Source organism: Bacillus sp. sid0103 (genome assembly GCF_019219025.1).
Map to the genome: position 1 here is coordinate 112337 of NZ_JAHUWN010000017.1, position 19476 is coordinate 131812.

The 19476-nt window shown below is 37.6% G+C and carries 19 protein-coding genes; 15 read left to right on the plus strand and 4 right to left on the minus strand.

Annotated elements, in window-relative coordinates; all coding sequences use genetic code 11:
* Positions 1-333: 333 nt before the first annotated feature.
* Together KW850_RS19185 and KW850_RS19190 are read left to right on the plus strand one after the other, a co-directional pair.
* Positions 334-660 (plus strand): hypothetical protein, encoded by a 327-nt coding sequence (locus KW850_RS19185; protein ID WP_218349376.1) that lies wholly within the window; start codon positions 334-336, stop codon positions 658-660.
* A gap of 442 nt (positions 661-1102) precedes the next feature.
* Positions 1103-1996 carry an SH3 domain-containing protein gene (locus tag KW850_RS19190; RefSeq protein WP_218349377.1) on the plus strand — a complete coding sequence of 298 codons (894 nt, stop codon included), beginning with the start codon at positions 1103-1105 and terminating at the stop codon, positions 1994-1996.
* A gap of 243 nt (positions 1997-2239) precedes the next feature.
* Here KW850_RS19190 and KW850_RS19195 read toward each other — a convergent pair whose 3' ends face one another.
* Positions 2240-2479: a hypothetical protein gene (locus KW850_RS19195; RefSeq protein WP_218349378.1), complete on the minus strand. Its 240-nt coding sequence runs from the start codon at positions 2477-2479 to the stop codon at positions 2240-2242.
* A 464-nt stretch (positions 2480-2943) separates the two neighbouring features.
* The gene (rpsD, locus tag KW850_RS19200) at positions 2944-3546 is read right to left on the minus strand and encodes a 30S ribosomal protein S4 (RefSeq protein ID WP_218349379.1); all 603 of its coding nucleotides are present in this window, start codon (positions 3544-3546) and stop codon (positions 2944-2946) included.
* Positions 3547-3939: 393 nt separating this feature from the next.
* On the opposite strand from rpsD, the gene KW850_RS33430 reads away from it, so the two are divergent.
* The 3 genes from KW850_RS33430 (at position 3940) to megL (ending at position 6654) form a co-directional block, all read left to right on the plus strand.
* Positions 3940-4527, plus strand: a complete 588-nt coding sequence (locus KW850_RS33430; RefSeq protein ID WP_256358332.1) for a GAF domain-containing protein — start codon at positions 3940-3942, stop codon at positions 4525-4527.
* 204 nt (positions 4528-4731) lie between these two features.
* Positions 4732-5370, plus strand: a complete 639-nt coding sequence (locus KW850_RS33435; RefSeq protein ID WP_256358333.1) for a GGDEF domain-containing protein — start codon at positions 4732-4734, stop codon at positions 5368-5370.
* Positions 5371-5469: 99 nt separating this feature from the next.
* Entirely contained in the window at positions 5470-6654 is a 1185-nt protein-coding gene (gene megL / locus KW850_RS19210; protein ID WP_218349380.1) for a methionine gamma-lyase, read from the plus strand.
* A gap of 230 nt (positions 6655-6884) precedes the next feature.
* On the opposite strand, the gene KW850_RS19215 is transcribed toward megL, so the two are convergent.
* Positions 6885-7367 carry a GAF domain-containing protein gene (locus KW850_RS19215; protein ID WP_218349381.1) on the minus strand — a complete coding sequence of 161 codons (483 nt, stop codon included), beginning with the start codon at positions 7365-7367 and terminating at the stop codon, positions 6885-6887.
* Between the two features lie 157 nt (positions 7368-7524).
* On the opposite strand from KW850_RS19215, the gene refZ reads away from it, so the two are divergent.
* From refZ to rarD, 7 genes are all read left to right on the plus strand, one after another.
* Positions 7525-8157 carry a forespore capture DNA-binding protein RefZ gene (refZ, locus tag KW850_RS19220; protein WP_218349382.1) on the plus strand — a complete coding sequence of 211 codons (633 nt, stop codon included), beginning with the start codon at positions 7525-7527 and terminating at the stop codon, positions 8155-8157.
* A 416-nt stretch (positions 8158-8573) separates the two neighbouring features.
* Positions 8574-10262: a septation ring formation regulator EzrA gene (gene ezrA / locus KW850_RS19225; RefSeq protein ID WP_218349383.1), complete on the plus strand. Its 1689-nt coding sequence runs from the start codon at positions 8574-8576 to the stop codon at positions 10260-10262.
* 294 nt (positions 10263-10556) lie between these two features.
* Positions 10557-11699: a cysteine desulfurase family protein gene (locus tag KW850_RS19230; protein WP_218349384.1), complete on the plus strand. Its 1143-nt coding sequence runs from the start codon at positions 10557-10559 to the stop codon at positions 11697-11699.
* Positions 11700-12905, plus strand: a complete 1206-nt coding sequence (gene thiI, locus KW850_RS19235; RefSeq protein WP_218349385.1) for a tRNA uracil 4-sulfurtransferase ThiI — start codon at positions 11700-11702, stop codon at positions 12903-12905.
* A gap of 100 nt (positions 12906-13005) precedes the next feature.
* Complete coding sequence (locus KW850_RS19240; protein WP_218349386.1) at positions 13006-13209, plus strand: alpha/beta-type small acid-soluble spore protein; 204 nt, start codon at positions 13006-13008, stop codon at positions 13207-13209.
* A gap of 168 nt (positions 13210-13377) precedes the next feature.
* A complete protein-coding gene (mbcS, locus tag KW850_RS19245) occupies positions 13378-14964 on the plus strand; it encodes an acyl-CoA synthetase MbcS (protein ID WP_218349387.1) in 1587 nt (528 codons plus the stop codon).
* 305 nt (positions 14965-15269) lie between these two features.
* The gene (gene rarD / locus KW850_RS19250; protein ID WP_218349388.1) at positions 15270-16202 is read left to right on the plus strand and encodes an EamA family transporter RarD; all 933 of its coding nucleotides are present in this window, start codon (positions 15270-15272) and stop codon (positions 16200-16202) included.
* 45 nt (positions 16203-16247) lie between these two features.
* Here the strand turns inward: rarD and KW850_RS19255 are convergent, their stop codons facing one another.
* On the minus strand, positions 16248-17051 hold the full coding sequence (locus KW850_RS19255; protein ID WP_218349389.1) for an NAD kinase: 804 nt from the start codon (positions 17049-17051) through the stop codon (positions 16248-16250).
* Positions 17052-17212: 161 nt separating this feature from the next.
* Here KW850_RS19255 and sppA point away from each other — a divergent pair, with 161 nt between their 5' ends.
* The 3 genes from sppA to KW850_RS19270 all read left to right on the plus strand — a co-directional run bounded on the left by sppA (position 17213) and on the right by KW850_RS19270 (position 19475).
* A complete protein-coding gene (gene sppA / locus KW850_RS19260) occupies positions 17213-18223 on the plus strand; it encodes a signal peptide peptidase SppA (RefSeq protein ID WP_218349390.1) in 1011 nt (336 codons plus the stop codon).
* An 11-nt stretch (positions 18224-18234) separates the two neighbouring features.
* The gene (locus KW850_RS19265; RefSeq protein ID WP_218349391.1) at positions 18235-18702 is read left to right on the plus strand and encodes an RDD family protein; all 468 of its coding nucleotides are present in this window, start codon (positions 18235-18237) and stop codon (positions 18700-18702) included.
* Between the two features lie 71 nt (positions 18703-18773).
* Positions 18774-19475, plus strand: a complete 702-nt coding sequence (locus KW850_RS19270; RefSeq protein ID WP_308128826.1) for a DUF2953 domain-containing protein — start codon at positions 18774-18776, stop codon at positions 19473-19475.
* Position 19476 lies beyond the last annotated feature (1 nt).

The window sequence follows — 19476 nt, forward strand, 5'->3', positions numbered from 1 at the left end:
ATCCAAAGGTGGTTTCTTTCAAGATGGGAATGCACCTCTTAAAGTAACGGGTGCAAGACTTGAAGAACCGAGCTGTCATTTTTGGCAGCTTTTCTTGTTCCACTCCCTCAGTTTAATACGATTTTCTCACGAATACTCGCTTATTCGTAGGATTTCATATCCCTTGATATGGAGTTAACGATTAAATGAAATGATTTCAGCTCATTTTGGCTAACGGTCAGGTTAGTTGAATTTGGAGGGGGGTTGCGGCGGGTTAAACTTCGGTACCATGTCATGGGTAATACATATAATAACTACAGTTAATTTAATAAATTTATATGAGGAGAAAATTTTATGCTTACCGAAGCCGATGCATTTAGATATGGCGGTTTTATAACTGTAAGACTCATTGGTCAATTGCCCACACCATGCGATGAAGTAGAAGAACTCGTACATTACCCGGCAAACGGAATTGGTTCTGCTCGAATTTTTCTTAGAGAGGGCAGAAAACCCGGACTGGAAAATATGTACTGCACACAGGGATTGGGGAGAATATGGAGTATGAATTCAGAGATTCGTGACAAATATTCTAAGACTGTAGAGATTTTTATAAATGACCATTTTGTGAGGAAAATTCGAGTCATAGAAATCACATATGAAGGATGGCATAACATACATTGATTAATAGCTTTACCCCTTTTTCATATATAGTTAACACATCTTATCTACCCGTATGGGTAGTCTTTCTTTGGATTAACTATGGCTATCTTTCTGAAATTTGATTTGATTGTAAAGAGATGTACTTAAGCTAACGGGGACATTAGTTGAAGAAGAGCAGTTCTTGACGCCTAACCAGGCGTTTTTATTTTTGTGTGATACAGAACGTTTGTTCGTTAATTATAAGGATGATAAAACCAGGGAGGTGACTGAAATGGCAATACGAGACCGAGGTAAATTAAAATGGCAGCCGGCCTCATTCATGCCGTTAGCATTCGAAATGCAGTGTGAGTAGTTAAACAATTATTTCACCTACTGCTTTAATTCCTATTGAAATAGAATGATATAATCGTTATATAATAAAAAATAAATAAGTTATCATGACTAGAATGGAGAATGAAGGTAGATGTTTAAAAAGGGATTTGCAATCTTTGTTGCAATGTTTGTTTTATTTACAGGATTTCATGTGGTTAAACCGGTTCATGCTGCGACAAGCGTAACAAAATATGTCACAGCGACTGCATTGAATGTCAGAACTGGTCCGGGAACGACCTACAAAGTGGTAACAACTGTTAAGAAAAACCAAGCTGTAACAGTTTCACAAACTAAAGGGTCTTGGGATAGAGTAACTGTTGGTGGTAAAACAGGTTGGGCATCCAATCAATACCTAACGACTAAAAAACCCGCAGCCCCTAAGAATTTGGCGGAAGGTTTAAAGACAGTAGGAAGCAACAAACAGTTAATTCTTGTCACTTCTAATGGCTACAATACCTCTAATGCTAAAATTCGTACATTTGAAAGAAATTCCCAAGGAAAATGGGTTCCTGTTTTAACCACAACAGGCCATATTGGTAAATATGGATTTGCCTCTTCAGCAAATATGCATGAAGGCGGTAAAAAGTCTCCAATTGGGAAGTATTCAATTGGAACCGCATTTGGACGTTATGGAAATCCGGGTACCAAAATGCCTTACCGAAAAATTACAATCGATGATGTTTGGGTAGATGATCCAACTTCAAAACTTTACAACACTTGGCAATCAAGAAGTAAAACACGAGGTCAATGGAAGAGTGCTGAAAACATGAATATCTCAGCTTATACCTACGGTTTCGTTATCAACTACAACACACAACGAACTCCGTATAAAGGTAGTGCTATCTTCTTCCACATTGGAAGTGGCTACACGCTCGGATGTACCTCAACTTCTCAAAAGAATGTTGTAAACATCTTGAAATGGTTGAATCCTAAAAAGAATCCAGTCATCATTCAAACTCCGATTCAGGAGCTAAACAAATACTAATTCTCCACGGAGAAAAAACAACAGAGTATTTATCTGTTGTTTTTTTGTCTAAACCATTGTTGAGAGAATAGGTTTTCCTAGTGGTTTAATAAACCATTTACCCCAGCAGCACTGATAGAATAGTGTTAAGAAACTCAGAATATGGTACATTCTCTTTATAGGCATCTTCTAATAGACCTTCAATTTGGTCAGAAGTATGGTGCCATCCAACTTTTTTTAGTCAATTGGTTAGATGTTGAGTGATCAACTAATGTCGCCCCCTTCTAATTGTTTATAGACGAGTAGGGAACGTTGTTCCACTTCAAGCTCAGGGGATTTATTGGGACGAGTCGCCAAACCTTTAGTAGTCTCATTCAATCCTTTTTTATAAGTTCTAACTTCATATGTGAATTTTGCTTTTCCTGTTAAAAGAGGATGCTTTGCTATACATTCAAGTTCATCAAATATCTCTAAATGATGATCTAGGGTTTCCTTAATCTTCACTTTTTGACCTGCAAATCGGACTGGTTGGCATGAGAACATAGGTTATATAACTGTTTCTTTGTCAGTGGAATAAAAACATTTGGAAGCACCCAATGTGGTGCTTTTTCTTTTGCTCCAAATCAAACGAACTAAAGAAGATGTTGATTCATGAAAGATTTATGGTCTTTTTTTATGTACCTTATAATATTTAGAACATAGATATTAAGGTCATGATATTACCAAAGCCATTTTCTTTATTTCATTTGGATGCTTAAAAACTCCTGCGATGACTATTGTTAGTAGGATTTTTATAAATCACGTCTGACCACTTGAATGATTTTGTTAAAACTTCCCCCAAAAAGCCCTTTTTTCTTTGGGGGAGAATACAATACTCTACTAAGCAGAGTAAAAATAAAAAACCCTAGAAACGTTGATATAACGCAGTTTCTAGGGCTTTTGTGATTGCTATTTAATAAGCAAATCAATTAACGTGAGTAGAACTCGACGATAAGTGTTTCGTTAATTTCAGCAGGTAATTCAGAACGCTCTGGTAAACGAGTGAAAGTACCTTCTAATTTGTCAGCATCAAAAGTTAAATAATCAGGAACGAAGTTATTTACTTCGATTGATTCTTTGATAACATCAAGGTTACGTGATTTTTCACGAACGCTGATTGTTTGACCAGCAGTTACGCGGAATGATGGGATATCAACGCGTGAACCGTTAACTAAGATGTGGCCATGGTTAACTAATTGACGTGCTGCACGACGAGTGCGAGCAAGACCTAAACGGTAAACAACATTATCAAGACGTGATTCAAGAAGAACCATGAAATTTTCACCGTGTACGCCGCTTAATTTGCCAGCTTTATCAAAAAGATTACGGAATTGACGCTCAGTTACACCATACATGTGACGAAGCTTTTGCTTCTCTTGTAATTGTAATCCGTATTCAGAAAGCTTTTTGCGTTGGTTTGGACCGTGTTGTCCAGGAGCGTAAGGACGCTTTTCTAATTCTTTACCTGTGCCGCTTAGAGAGATTCCAAGACGACGGGAAATTTTCCAGCTAGAGCCAGTATAACGAGCCATGAATGACTCCTCCTTAGTGTTTTTATTTTGGTAAAATAAAAACCGTTATGAGACTCTTTGACAGCCATTTTATTTTCATGTACCTTCGCCCTAGCAGCTAAGGGTTACAAGATACACCATCATTTAAAGGCTATCTACCTTTATGAGGAATAAAATGAGACTATTCAAAGTGAACACAATAGGCTGCAATATTTTACACAAAGAGTATTATATAATTTTTATTCTAAGAAAGTCAAGAATAATTTCTAGAAGTAGTGACTCGTGAATTTTTTGTCGGAAAGAATATTTCATAATGTTAATAAATTATTCAAATAAATATCGCCAAAGTGTCTGAAAATTAACTATAATTAGGGTACTATGTATATATATGGAATTAGATCGGGTGAAACCTTAATGGATATTCTCGAAATTGATTTAGATTGGCAAATAAACAGATTTAAACAGTTAATACAGATTACAGAATCACTTCATTCATTTCTAGATGTAGAGACCCTGTTGGGAGAATTATGTGTAAAACTAAAGGAGTTTTATCCTGACTTCTCGTTTTCCTTATTGCTTTCACAGGATACATATAGCCACAATGATCTTCCGATTATTGCCCTTGAATATGATAGTGAAAATATTGCAGCCATTAAAGCCTATGTATCAGGGGAGCTTCAATTTGAATACATTACTTCTGCTATTAACCATACCATTATATATGCACCCCTAAAAGGGAAACAAGTAACTTGTGGCGTCTTGCAAATAATCACTGCTCCAGCTACTGAATTCCCTGAATATGAGCTGGAATTTCTTCAATTACTGGCAAGTGCTGCAGGGAGTTCATTGGAAAATGCCCATCTCTATCAACAATCAAAGCAAGAAATCTCCAATTTACAATTAATCAACGAAACTTCTCATTGCTTAAATTCAAATCTGCGTTTAGCTGATACGATGACATATATGTCCGAACAAATTATTTCTTCCATCCATGCACAATAAGTTGGGTTTTTCTTATTCACAAACGAACATGCTGAGGTAAAAATACTCCCAGGCTCAACACCCTACTTTTATACACAACAAGCCCAAATTTATATTGATTATTTAAGAGGAAAAATTGAATTAGAGAAAAATCCTTTGTTTATTGGAGATTGCAACCTCAACAATATAAAAAATCCTAGATTCCATTCGATTCTGGCGATTCCAATGATTCATAGCGAAAAATTAAAAGGCTTTTCCATTGTGATGCATCAAAAGCCATATTTCTTTTCTTTTGATACATTTAAACTCCTTCAGTCTCTTATCCATCATTCATCACTTGCACTAACAAATTCCATGCTCAGAGAAGAGTTAGAGCATATGATTATTACCGATCATCTTACTAAACTCCATTCACGCAAATTTTTGGATGAAAAGATTCAGCGGTCTATGAAAGAGTCAGAAGAAGGTACCTTTATCCTCCTGGATATTGATAATTTTAAAGAATTAAATGATACATACGGTCACCAGGTGGGAGATAAAGTTCTTGTTCAGGTAGCAAACCTTATCAAAAGAAATATCCGAGGAGAAGATATCGGAGCCCGCTGGGGTGGAGAAGAGTTAGCACTTTATCTTCCTGGTGTCCCCTTAGACAAAGGTGCAGCTGTTGCTGAAAGAATAGTGAAAAAAATATCAGAATCTTCGGATCCACATGTTACAGTATCATGTGGGGTTTCTTATTGGAACAAGCAACGGCTTGATGCATACAACTTCTTATTTAAACGAGCAGATGAAGCGCTGTATATTGCAAAAGAGACTGGGAAAAACAAAGTCGTCATTCAAGAGCAAAAAATGAGGGTTGGTTAAGAGGAGGGCACTCATTTATGAGTGCCCTAACGATATTTACCTAACCAACATAATATATATGAATAAATGAAAACGTTTTCAAACAGGGAGGAGTTCAAAATGAGGAAAAAGAAATCACGGTTTGAAACGGAAGTTATTCATTCATGCTACCGGACAGATGAACATCATGATAGTTTAGTTCCTCCGTTATATCAAACATCCACGTTTACTTTTTCAAGTGCGGAACAAGGAGAAAGAAGGTTTGCAAGTCAGGAAGAGGGATTTATTTATTCACGCTTAGGAAATCCAACGGTGAAAATATTGGAAGAACGGATGGCAGTCCTTGAACAAGGTGAAGCAGGCTTAGCGTTTTCGTCAGGAATGGCTGCCGTCAGTGCAGTGTTGGTGGCCTTAACAAAAACAGGGGACCATATCCTTTGCTCGCAAGGAGTATATGGTTGCACATTTGGGTTGTTAGAGTTATTAAAAGAGAAATATGGAATTGATCACGACTTTTCTTTAATGAATTCAAAGGAAGCATTAGATCAAGAAATCCGACCAAACACCGCATGTATCTATATTGAAACGCCAATAAACCCTACAATGAAGCTGGTAGATTTGGAAATGGTGGCAACGATAGCGAATAAAAAGGGGATTCCCGTTGTTGTTGATAACACATTTTGTTCCCCATATTTACAAACCCCTCTTACGCTCGGTTGTGATGTTGTCATTCATAGTGCAACAAAATATATCTGCGGACATGGGGATGTTATTGCCGGGCTTGTCATTGGAAAGAAGGAGTTTATTAGACAAGTATCAAGGACCACCCAAAAAGACATCGGTGGGGTGATCTCTCCTTTTGATGCATGGCTTCTATTAAGAGGGTTGAAAACACTGCCAGTACGCATGGACCGCCACTGTGAAAACACCATTAAACTATTTGAATTTTTGAAAAGCCATCCGAAAATCGAATCGATTTATTTTCCCGGCGATCGGGAACATCAAGATTATTCAATCGCAAAAAAACAAATGAAACAACCTGGCGGACTTATTTCGTTCACTATAAAAGGTACAAAAGAAACGGCACAACAGTTAATAAATCAATTACAATTAATTAAAATCGCAGTTAGTCTCGGTGACGCCGAGACGTTAATACAACATCCTGCAACGATGACCCATGCTGTGATACCCGTGGAGGAGAGAAGAAAAATGGGGATTACTAATACGTTGCTGCGGCTATCTGTTGGATTAGAAGCATGGGAGGATATCCAAGAAGACCTCGAACAGGCACTGGAAAGGATTTAAGATAAGGTTATGACAAAGGACATTGTTGATTTATCTACTTTGTTGATTGGAACGAATACAGCGAGACACCTGCGGGAAAAGCTTGTCTTTTGAGACCACGCAGACGATAAGCGCCGATGAGGCTCCCGGACTGCCCACGGAAAGCGAAGCTTCTTTTGCTCCAATCAACAGGCAAGATTAACAGAGCCAAAATAAAAAGAGCACAGGGGAAATTTCCTCTGTGCTCTTTTCTATACATGTTGAACTAAAACAGCTACAAATTCTTCAAGTTTTTGTTGATCTAACGCATCAAAGCGGTTCTTTTCAGGTGAATCAATATCAAGAACTCCAATAAGCTGTCCATCTCTGACCATCGGAACAACAATCTCTGATTGGGAAGCAGCATCGCATGCAATATGACCTGGAAACTGATGAACATCAGGAACAAGAACTGTTTCTTTTTTTAAGGCAGATGTTCCGCACACACCTCTACCAACTGGGATTCGGACACATGCAGGAAGACCTTGGAATGGGCCCAATACTAGTTGTTGATTTGGATCCATTAAATAAAATCCAACCCAGTTTATGCGGTCAAGGAATTGGTTAAGCAGGGCAGTGGCATTACTGAGATTGGCAATTTGATTGTCCTCATCATGAATTAGAGCATGCAGTTGCTTTATGACAAGATTATAATTTTCTTCGCGGCTCCCGGTGTACATTTCGACGTTAAACATGAAATTTCCCCTTTAATTTAACAATTTTATATATGTATTTTATCAAATTTACAAGAATATAAGCAGACTTTGTCGACATTTTTATAAAGGAATCTGTCGTGAAACAAAGAATCCTTATGTAAGGGGATTATTGGTTATTCCAGAAAGGGGATAATAGATGAAGAAAAATGCTAAAGAAGCAATTGTTAAGGCTGCTATCACATTGTTTAAGTCCAATGGATACACGGGAACTTCGATAAGGGATATCGCCCGACTGGCAAACGTAAACACAGCAACAATTGCCTACCATTTCGAAAACAAACCAGGTCTATTAGAATATTGCTTTACGCATTTTTTTGAACAGTATATTAGTAAAATGGAAGAAGCCTATGTATCCATTGAAAAGGGAGCAAAGGAATGTTTAAAACGAATCGTCGCGGATTTACTACACTACCAATGTGAAAATAGTAAATTGGCCAGTCTTGTCTACCGGGAGATGTCGATGGACTCGCAAATAGTAAGGGAGATTATGTCAACCTACTTACTCAAAGAAAAATACTATTTCCAATTAATCTTTGAAAGAGGTTTTGAATGGAATGAATTTCGTCCCCATTCAATTCCCTATTTAATCATTCAGTTAAAAGGATTATTAATGATGCCATTTATGAATACTCATTATATGAGGGAAGTTTTGTACGTCTTTCCAAATGAACCATTTTTTGAGCAGAAATATTTAAAAGATATAAATTTGTGGATTGATAAAACTTTATGTTCAGATGTGCCAATGAAAATAGGTGCAGTTGTCAAATAGCGGCAAACGCTATTTTTTTTTGTTTATGGCTCTTTTAAACTTGCCTGTCGATTTCCGCTTCAGAGGGATCCCCCCCTGACCGGTCCTCCCTCAGGAGCCTCCTCGCCTGTAACGTAGATCAACCGGGTGCCAAAATCAACAATAGGTTTTTACATAGCCTTGTTTAGAGGATGGTGGAAATTTGTACCGATTGTTTGTTTTCCTTTTTTACATATCTAACAGCTTCACTGTTTCCGACCGATTGCTCCATTTGGCGGGTTTTCATTTAATTTACAAAAAAAATGAAAATAATAGTCAAAAAATGTCGTTTACATGGTATCATAATAGCATTGAACAGAACATTAAGAGATTTATTTAAAATAGATGTATGATAACTGCATTTTGATAGAATGTTTTTGGAAATAGGGGGCTTACTTGTGGAATATTTCATTGGATTTTTTATCCTAATACTAGCCTTATTTGTAGTGGGGTATTTAATAAAGAAAAAGTACTTTAAGGAAATGGATCGATTGGAAGCCTGGAAAATCGATTTAATGAATCGTCCAGTACTGGATGAAATGTCAAAGGTTAAGCTGCTTAATATGACAGGACAAACTGAAGAGCTTTTTGAACGTTGGAGAAATCAGTGGGACGAAGTAGTTACTGTGCAACTTCCCGATTTAGAGGAAATGCTTTTTGATGCAGAAGAGTACATAGATCGGTACCGCTTTAATAAAGCCAAAGGTGTCCAGTTGGGGATTTCTGGGAAGTTACAAGATACAGAAGATCAAATAAAAAGTATTTTAGAAGAATTACATGAATTGGTTGGCAGCGAGGAAAAGAACCGAGTCGAAATTGAAGAATTAAAAGAGCAGTATCGAGAATCAAAAAAAATGTTACTTGCCCATCGGCACAGTTTTGGAAGTTCAGAAAAGTCGTTAGAGGAACAACTTAATGCTGTATCACAAAAATTTCAGGAGTTTGATGAAAAAACTGAACAAGGTAATTATCTTGAAGCACGTGAAGTAGTGTTGATGATTCACAGTCAGCTTGGAACCATTAAGAAAGATATGGACTTAATCCCACAGCTATTAATTGAATGTCAATCGCTTCTTCCAAATCAGCTTTCCGATATCCTTGATGGGTATCGTGAAATGTCTGGTCAAGAATATTATTTAGAACATATTAATGTGGAACAAGAACTAAAACGATTAGAAGAAAAGCTGTCTGAGAATTTAGTACTGATTGAATCAGCAAAGATTGACGAAGCAGTGGAAGGAATAAGGGAAGTAAAGGATAGAATTGATATCCTCTTCGATTTATTGGAAAAAGAAGTTCATGCCAAGCATTTTGTTTTGAAAAACGAAACAATTACTACTGAACTGCTCGCTTCAGCTTATGAGGAAAATAGTCACCTCTCAAGTGAAGTGCTTCATGTTCAAGAAAGCTACCAATTATCTGAAGGTGACTTTGAAACACAGCGACAATTGGAAAAGGAACTTTCCACTGTATATAAACATTATGAAATTCTAATGGAAAAAATAAAACTGAACGAAACGGCACAATCCGCCATTGGTGAAGAGTTGGCACAAATTAAAGAACAAATCGATATTATCCGTGAGGGTCAGCAAGATTTTGCTTTAAAACTTCAAGCCCTTCGTAAAGATGAACTTGAAGCAAGAGAAAAGGTTAAAGAACTTACCAAAAAGGTCGGAGAGACAGTTCGGCTTGTAACCAAAAACAACGTCCCTGGTTTACCCGAAGATTATAAGTACTTGTTTGAGGATACCAATGAGAGTATTCAAAATGTGAGATACCAACTTGAAGAAAAGCCACTTAACATTTCTGCCCTAAATCAGTATTTAGAAATTGCTGTGTTAACAGTGGAAAAACTTACTAATTCAACAGTAGAGTTATTAGAAAATGTTATGCTTGCGGAAAAGGCCATTCAATATGGGAATCGTTACAAAACTCAATACCCGTCAGTGGCTAAAGGTTTAAGGGATGCAGAAGATGCATTTAGACACTATGATTATCAAGAGGCTCTAGAACAAGCGGCTGCAACACTAGACGTGATTGATCCTGATGCTTTGAAAAAAATAAAATCTTCATTTGCAGCAGAATAAATAACAAGGGCTCTTTTCGTAAACTTTGTTGCTTTTGGAGCTTTATAAGGGTCATTAACTAAGTTTCTAGGCAATTTTCGCAAATGTTCTTACCAAATGATGCTACGAAGCATCTAGTTATACGGGTTGAAGTACTTATACGAAAAACAATAATCTATGCAAAAATAGCCATAACAAAAAACCGATCAGTGCATTTGTAAACTGAATCGGTTTTTTGTTTTTCCTTTTATTTTATCTTTATGATAAGATTTATTTTTGTAAGTGGAATGGGTCGGAAGTTCGGAGGAGAAAAAAATGATTTATTTTGATAATAGTGCAACGACAAAACCGTTTAAAGAAGTGTTGGATTCTTTCGTAACGGTGTCTAGTGAATATTATGGAAACCCGTCCTCTCTGCATAGTATGGGGGCGCAAGCAGAAAAGCTGTTATCACAGGCTCGGGAACAAGTGAGCAAGTTCCTAAAAGTGAAGCCTTCCGAGATTTATTTTACCTCAGGGGGTACAGAAGGAAATAATTTAGCGATAAAAGGTTCTGCTTTATTGCATAAAAATAGAGGCCGTCACTTGATTACATCGAGTGTTGAGCATCCATCAGTAAGATCGGCAATGGAACAACTTGAACAAGAGGGCTTTGAGGTAACATACCTGCCTGTTGACGAATATGGTAGAATTCGTGTAGCTGATCTGGAAAAAGCGATTAAAAAAGAGACCATTTTAGTTTCGATCATGCATGTGAATAATGAAGTGGGGACAGTTCAGCCTATAAATGAAATTGGTGACCTATTAAAAAGATATCCTACAATTTTATTCCATGTCGATGCAGTCCAGAGTATTGGTAAAATCCCCGTATCTTTGTATGATAATAGAGTAGATTTTTGCTCATTTTCTGCCCATAAATTTCATGGCTTAAAAGGTACAGGGGCTCTCTTTATCCGTGAAGGGGCGAGACTTGCACCCTTATTTTCAGGTGGGAATCAGGAACGGAAACTAAGAAGCGGTACTGAAAATGTGGCTGGTGTTGTTGCGATGGCAAAAGCATGGAGGATGACCTTAACAAAAGCTGATGAAGGGTTAGACAGAATGAGAGAAATCCAGAGCGTGCTCAGGAAAGGATTAACAGAAATTGAAGGTGTTCAAATTCATACTCCCCATAAAAATGCGGCACCGCATATTTTAAATTTTTCATTAACTGGGATTAAATCCGAAGTGTTCATTCATTCGCTTGAGCAGAAAGGTATCTTTGTTTCGACTACAAGTGCTTGTTCCTCAAAAAAGAAATCACCGAGTAAGACGCTACTTGAAATGGGAGTTCCAGAATCACTAGCTGAAAGTGCCATCAGGATCAGCCTTTCATTTCAGAATCGGATGGAAGAGGCAATTACGGCGTTAGATTCTTTTAAAGACTCTGCAAACCAACTAAGGAAGGTAATGAAATAAATGAACTATGAACGAATCCTAATACGCTACGGTGAAATCTCAACCAAAGGCAGAAATCGTAATAAATTTGTCGAGAAATTAAGGAAAAGTGTAAGTATTGCGCTTGCTTCTTTTCCTAACGTTAAAGTGGAGTCAAGCCGTGACCGAATGTATGTGTTATTAAACGGTGAAGTCGCTACAGAAGTTATGGATAAGTTAAAGAATATTTTTGGAATACAGTCGTTTAGTCCTGCAATAAAGGTGGTAAGAAGTATAGAGGTACTAAAACAGACCTCGCTTGAATTAGTCCGCTCCCTTTATAAGGAAGGGCAGACATTCAAAGTTACCCCTAAAAGATCGGATAAAACGTTTGAACTGGATACCGATGGAATCAATCATACGATTGGCGGCTATTTACTGCAGAATATCCCAGGAATTAAAGTGGATGTGAGAAATCCAGATATTAATTTAAGGATTGAAGTAAGAAAGGAAGCCATTTATCTTTCATGTGAAACCATTCAAGGGGTTGGCGGACTTCCGGTTGGATCAAGCGGCAAAGCCATGCTCATGCTTTCAGGAGGGATTGACAGTCCTGTTGCAGGCTATATGGCAATGAAACGGGGAGTAGAAGTCGAAGCTGTCCATTTCTTCAGTCCGCCATTTACAAGTGAAAGATCGAAAGAAAAGGTTATTGATTTGACAAAAAAACTGGCGGAAATATATGGTTCAATGACCTTGCACATTGTCCCATTTACAGATATACAGCAAACGATTCGCGAACAAGTTCCTGAAAATTACTCAATGACCTCCACACGGAGATTGATGCTGCGGATCACGGATGAAATCCGCGAAAAACATGAAGGTCTTGCGATTATTACGGGTGAAAGCCTCGGTCAGGTTGCGAGTCAAACACTCGAAAGTATGTTTGCAATCAATGATGTAACCAATACCCCTATTTTGCGGCCATTGATTACAATGGACAAAACAGATATTATAAAAATTGCGCAGGAAATTGATACACTTGAAATTTCAAACAGGCCGTTTGAGGATTGCTGTACCATCTTTGTTCCTGCTTCTCCAAAAACAAAACCTAAAAGGGAAAAGGTTCAGCATTATGAAAGTTTCTTCGACTTTGAACCTCTGATCCATGAAGCAGTGCTGGAGACAGAAACAATTGTGATCAAAGCGGATAACAAACAGCGCTCAGAATTTAGTGAATTATTTTAAGAAGGAAAAATTCGAACATTTTGTGAACAATTACCAATTGTAATATAGAATGAAGATTTTAAGTTCTACACATTCTATACTCACAAGGAGGTGATATCACATGGCAAATAACAACTCTAATCAATTAGTAGTTCCTGGTGTACAACAAGCTCTTGACCAAATGAAATATGAAATTGCTACTGAATTTGGTGTAAGTCTTGGAGCTGACACTACTTCACGCGCTAACGGTTCTGTTGGTGGTGAAATCACAAAACGTTTAGTAGCAATGGCTGAGCAACAATTAGGCGGCGGATTCTCTCGTTAATAAAAAGTAAATACGATGGCTACAGAGAGCGTGGGGTTTTCCCCGCTCTCTTTTTTATGCTCAAGATAGTGAAAAATATTTTTAGTTGAATAATAATTTTAAATCTTTTCATTATTTTGTATAATTATTTTGTGAGATGTTTATGAAAAGTATTAAGGGGGAGAAGGCATGAAGCGGGAAGATTTAATTGCACCAGAAAAGTATAATCTTGTTTCTGAAGTAGAACAGTTTGCAAAAGAACCAACCAGGATAGCATTGAAGTGGGAGAATGAAGCTGGGGAGACCAAGAAAGTTACATACGAGCAATTAATGAAAAAAGTAAATCAAGCCGCAAATGTATTCGTTACCAATGGGTTAAATAAGGGCGATGTTGTGCTTGTCATCGTGCCGCGTCTCATTGAAGCATATATCGTTTATTTAGCTGCATTAAAAGCGGGCTTGGTTGTCATTCCAAGTTCGGAAATGTTAAAGGAAAAAGACTTGCAATACCGAATCACACACGGTGATGTAAAAGGTGTCATTAGTTATTATCCATATGTGGATCAATTTGAGAATATCAGTCAATCCCAGCCGTTTGTAAAATTTTCGATTGGGGGATCTGAAGAAGGCTGGATTCAATTGGATACTGAGATGGCTGCTGCCTCAGAAGTATTCGAACGAGCAGATACGCTTAGAGAAGATATGGCCTTTTTGTCCTATACGTCTGGAACAACAGGGAATCCAAAAGGGGTGGTCCATACACATGGCTGGGCTTTTGCACATTTAAAAACGGCTGCACCTAAATGGCTTTGTATTGAGGATGGTGACACGGTTTGGGCAACTGCCGGTCCAGGCTGGCAAAAATGGATATGGAGTCCCTTCCTATCAGTTCTTGGCTCTGGTGGAACTGGACTAGTTTACAACGGAAAATTTGATCCGAAAAAATATTTAAGTCTCCTCCAAAAATATGATGTTAATGTCCTTTGCTGTACACCGACAGAATATCGATTAATGGCGAAGGTAGATAATTTAGAAGAGTATCAGGTACCTAATCTTCATAGTGCTGTCTCCGCAGGCGAACCTTTAAATCGTGAAGTTATTGATACGTTTAGAAAATATTTTAATATCGATGTCCGTGACGGGTATGGACAAACTGAAAATACCTTGCTAGTTGGTGTTACTAAAGGAATGGAATTAAAATCCGGCTCGATGGGCAAGCCGACGCCAGGGAACAGGGTGGAAATCATAAACGAAGAAGGCCAGGTTTGTGCAGTCGGTGAAGTCGGTGATATCGCTGTTCATGTAGAAACTCCAGCTTTATTTAAGAACTATTATAAAGACCCTGAAAGAACAGCGATGCAATTCCGAGGTAATTATTATATTACGGGTGATAAGGCAAAAATGGACGAAGAAGGTTACTACTGGTTTGAAGGCCGCGGCGATGATATTATTATTAGTTCTGGCTACACGATCGGACCATTTGAAGTGGAGGATGCACTTGTTAAACATCCATTTGTTAAGGAATGTGCTGTTGTAGCAAGTCCCGATGAGATTCGCGGTTTTATAGTCAAAGCATTTGTTGTCTTGAAAGACGAAATTGATTCCACAGACCCTGAATTAACAAAAAAATTGCAGGAGCATGTAAAAACACTTACAGCACCATATAAGTATCCAAGGAAAATAGAGTATATTTCTGAACTTCCTAAGACGACCTCAGGGAAAATCCGCAGAATCGAACTTCGGAAAAAGGAACTCGAGGAAGCGAAACAAGTATAAAGTCATTTGGAGAGTAAGCAGGCGACAAATCGCCTGCTTATTTTTGATTTGTGCCAATTCTCAAAGGTTTTGTGCCATTTTTGAACCACTTTGTGCGAGTTTAGAATACTTTTGTGTCAGTTTTAGTGTGTTCTGTACAAAACTAAAGTAGTTTTGTGCAATTAGACAATTTATGGGGAAATCCACCTTATCCATTTATGTAAATACTCGTTTTTCAATTGGAAGCATAAATTTCCCCCATTTACGAAGTTTCGCGTTATAATAGTAATTATTTCGAAACTTGAAAGAATAGGGGCTCAAAATATATGAAAAAGACAGAAACACAAAAAGGAGTCATTCATGCCGGCTTTTCATATTTCTTGTGGGGATTATTGCCGATCTACTGGAAGTTTTTAGATCATGTTAATGCAAAAGAAATTTTGGCAAGTCGTGTTTTATGGTCGTTTGTTTTTATGGTCATCATTCTTCTCTTAACAAATAAGTGGGGACTTTTTCTCCAAACCATTAAAGGGTTTGCTAAAAATAAAAAACAAATGTACGCACTGACAATTGCCTCACTTCTAATAAGCATAAATTGGTTCATATATATTTGGGCGGTTAATAGTGGTCATATGATTGAAGCAAGCCTAGGTTATTATATCAATCCCTTAATTAGTATCTTATTAGGTATGATAGTCTTAAAGGAAAAATTAACTGTTTATCAATACGTCTCATTCATCTTAGCCGCGATTGGAGTGTTGATTATTTCCATATCCCATGGGCGGTTTCCGTGGATCGCCTTAACATTGGCCCTATCCTTTGGACTATATGGTTTAGCTAAAAAGCTGATAAATGTAGATTCTGCTGTGGGATTAACATTAGAAACACTTGTAGTTGCACCGGTTGCGGCCATCTATATCGGCTACTTATTTATTAATGGTTCCAATTCTTTTTTAACAGCCGGTGTACCTACAGATTTTCTGCTAATCGGTGCAGGGGCAGCAACGGCAGTCCCGCTCCTTTATTTTGCAAAAGGAGCACAAAAAATTCCTTTATCTTTATTAGGGTTCCTGCAATATATTGCACCTACATTAACCTTACTATTAGGGGTATTTGTCTATCATGAACATTTTTCAAAAATACAACTTCTATCATTTATGTTCATTTGGTTAGCGTTAACAATTTATTCCTTGTCAAAAACAAAGCTATTATCCGGACAATGGTTTAATATGCGGGGGGAAAAAAGCACGAACATATAAGAAAAAAACCTTATCCCATGGCATAGGATAAGGTTTTTTTTAGTTTTATAGGAAAGTCCTTTTCACTTTTTCCCAAAATGAGTTGTCTTTTAGTTTAAGTGTTTTTAACTTTTTATTACTAATTTTTATCGTGATTTTCTCTACGTGACGGATGCTTAAGGCTTCATTATCCATACCCATCGTCGGATGGTCATTGCCTTCAGATATAACCTTAAGGGTTAGTGTCCGTTCACAACCAACAATAAAGGAAGAACCTAGTGTACGGTAATTCTTTGTATTTACTGAAGCTACTTCACTCACCTGCATGCAAGGCAGAAGTGGGTCAACAACCGAACCACCCACCGATTTATTATAAGCTGTACTTCCTGTTGGGGTCGCCACTATTAGTCCATCACCACGGAAGGTCTCTAGGTGGAGTTGGTCAATAAAGACATCTACTACTAATGTCTTAATGATTCCAGATCGAATACTGAATTCATTGATACAAGGAAATGTACCTTGGCCATCGACTTCTACTTCAATTAACGGATAACGGCGGACTTTTAAATTTTCATTCGTAACAATTGCATCAATCATTTTTGAAATATCATTAATTCGAAAATCACAATACATACTCAAGCTATCCTTCGTTGAAATTCCCATGTAAAGGCAGTCATCCCGGAAGCCTGTTTTCCGAACTGCTTGGAGAAACGTTCCGTCATCGCCAACACTTGCAATGATATTCGCATTTCGGTAATCAGTGACAATCGTAAATCCATATCGTTCTGCTACGTCAACAAGTGGAGCTACTTTTAATAGCATTTCTGAATCTCGTTTGTGATAAAAGTAGATATTGCGCCTATTCCCCATTTTATGTCCCCCCCTGTAAAATAATGAAATAATTGTAAAATTATCCCTCAATTCGCAAATATTCTTTGGTGTTAGTCTGAAATTAGTTTAGCATTTTATTGAAACAATATGAAAGCAGGGAATAAAGTTTTGACAAAAACAAAAGGGGGAATATCGACCATATGAATGGAAAACGGTGGGCCGCGCTCGGGATTGCAGCAGCGTTATTTTTTTTCTCTGTGATCATTAATTTTTTATCTTCGTTTGCATTTAAAGGCTTGGAAACAAATTTTACCGATTTCATGGCTTCAGCTGAGCAGCCTTTTTCAGAAGAAGTTGTCAATGAAGGAAACGATTTAAAGAAAATAGTCATTCTTGATGTAAATGGGGTTATTCAGGATACGGGGGAAACAGGCTCAATCCTGCAAAGCGCTGGCTACAATCATCAGGACTTTATGAAAAAGTTATCCCATATAAAAGAGGATGATTCGGTTAAAGGGATTATTATTAAAGTCAACTCCCCTGGCGGCGGGGTGGTTGAAAGTGCGGAAATTCATGATAAGCTAACAGAAATTCAAAAAGATAGTAAAAAGCCTGTCTATATCTCCATGGGTTCCATGGCCGCGTCGGGAGGATATTATATATCCACTGCAGCTAAAAAGATTTATGCAAGTCCCGAGACAATGACCGGCAGTCTAGGTGTGATTATGGAAGGGATTAACTATGAAGGGCTTGCTAATAAATATGGTGTTGATTTTGTTACGATTAAAAGTGGAAAGCATAAAGACATTATGAGCCCAACCAGAAAAATGACCAAAGAGGAACGACAAATCTTGCAGTCGATGATTAATAATTCGTATGAAGGATTTGTCAAAGTTATTTCAGAGGGGCGTAACCTTCCAATCGCACAAGTGAAAAAAATAGCAGACGGCCGAGTTTATGATGGCCGCCAAGCCAAGAATCTGCAGCTAATCGATGGTTTTGGCTACTTAGACGATGTGGTGAAACAAATGAAAAACCAAGAGAAACTGAAAGGGGCTCAGGTTGTACGTTATACAGATTCTCTTGGGTTAGGATCCTTATTTACAATGCAGGCAAAGAAATTAATGGGTCAGGATACTGAAATGGCTGGTTTATTGAAGGTCCTTTCAAAACCAAATTCTCCGCGGCTCATGTACTTGTATGCAGAATAGGGGGAGTACTAATGGAAACGAATGAGTATCAAGAAAATTCAAACGACAAAACAGAGAATCACTTCGTACGATATGCAGGGTTCTGGATGCGTTTTTGGGCTTATCTTCTTGATTTAGTGGTGGTGGGAAGCATTGTCAGGCTTTTGTTAAAACCGGTCTTTCGAATCATAGATATTCCTTTATCAGGATCATCCATGTTTGCACCGCTCTCAATCGCATCGGCGGTTATCTTTTATTTGTATTTCGTGCTTATGACAAAATATTTTAATCAAACGCTGGGGAAAATGGTGTTTGGATTGAAAGTAATCGATTTAAAAAGGGATCAACTTAGCTGGGGCTCGATTCTTTTTCGAGAATGGATCGGCCGGTATATATCTGCAACAATATTAGTTGGATATATCATTGTGGCATTCCTTCCAAAAAAGCAAGGTCTTCATGATCTCTTCACAGATACCACCGTCATACATATAGAACGGTGAAATTAAACCTATCAACATTGTTGGTAGGTTTAATTTTTTTTGGAAAAGCAAATACTACCCGCTGAGGGGTTGTGATTGAATTGTTTTGGGTACTCTTGGTTTTGTCTATTCTATTGCTCTTATTTATTCTCATTCTATTTACGAAATTAACCATTCTTATTAATTACTATCATCACAATGACAATGATGACTTAAAGATTGTATTCAAGATTTGGTTCGGATTGATCAGGTACAAAATTAATGTCCCACTAATAAAAGTAGATGAAAATTCGCCCAGTGTAGTTATTAAAAGTAATAAACAAATGGGTGAATCTACAGAGAAGTCTTCAACTGAAGATGTCAATCAAATCGCCACAGAGGATGTAGAGAATAATTTTTCAAATGCAAAAAAATTACTGAATCATGTTATTGGCTTACATCGGATAGTAAGGAAATTTCTTCGAAAAGTCTCAATTAAAAGTCTTGAATGGGACACGCTAATTGGTGTAGGAGATGCTGCACACACTGGTATGATTACGGGGGCAATCTGGGCTTTAAAAGGGAGCTTAATTGGGCTTGTCAGCCATTATTTAAAGCTTTTAGTAATGCCGAAAATCACGGTTACTCCACACTTTCAAGCAGCAGTTATGCAAACAAGACTAACATGTATTATTCAGTTTCGTATCGGGCATGCTATTCTAGCAGGATTAAAACTGTTTAAATTCTGGAAGGGCGGACTTCCGCACTTTAAAAAGAAAACAAATTTTGCAAATGATAAAACAAAATCCGTTTGAA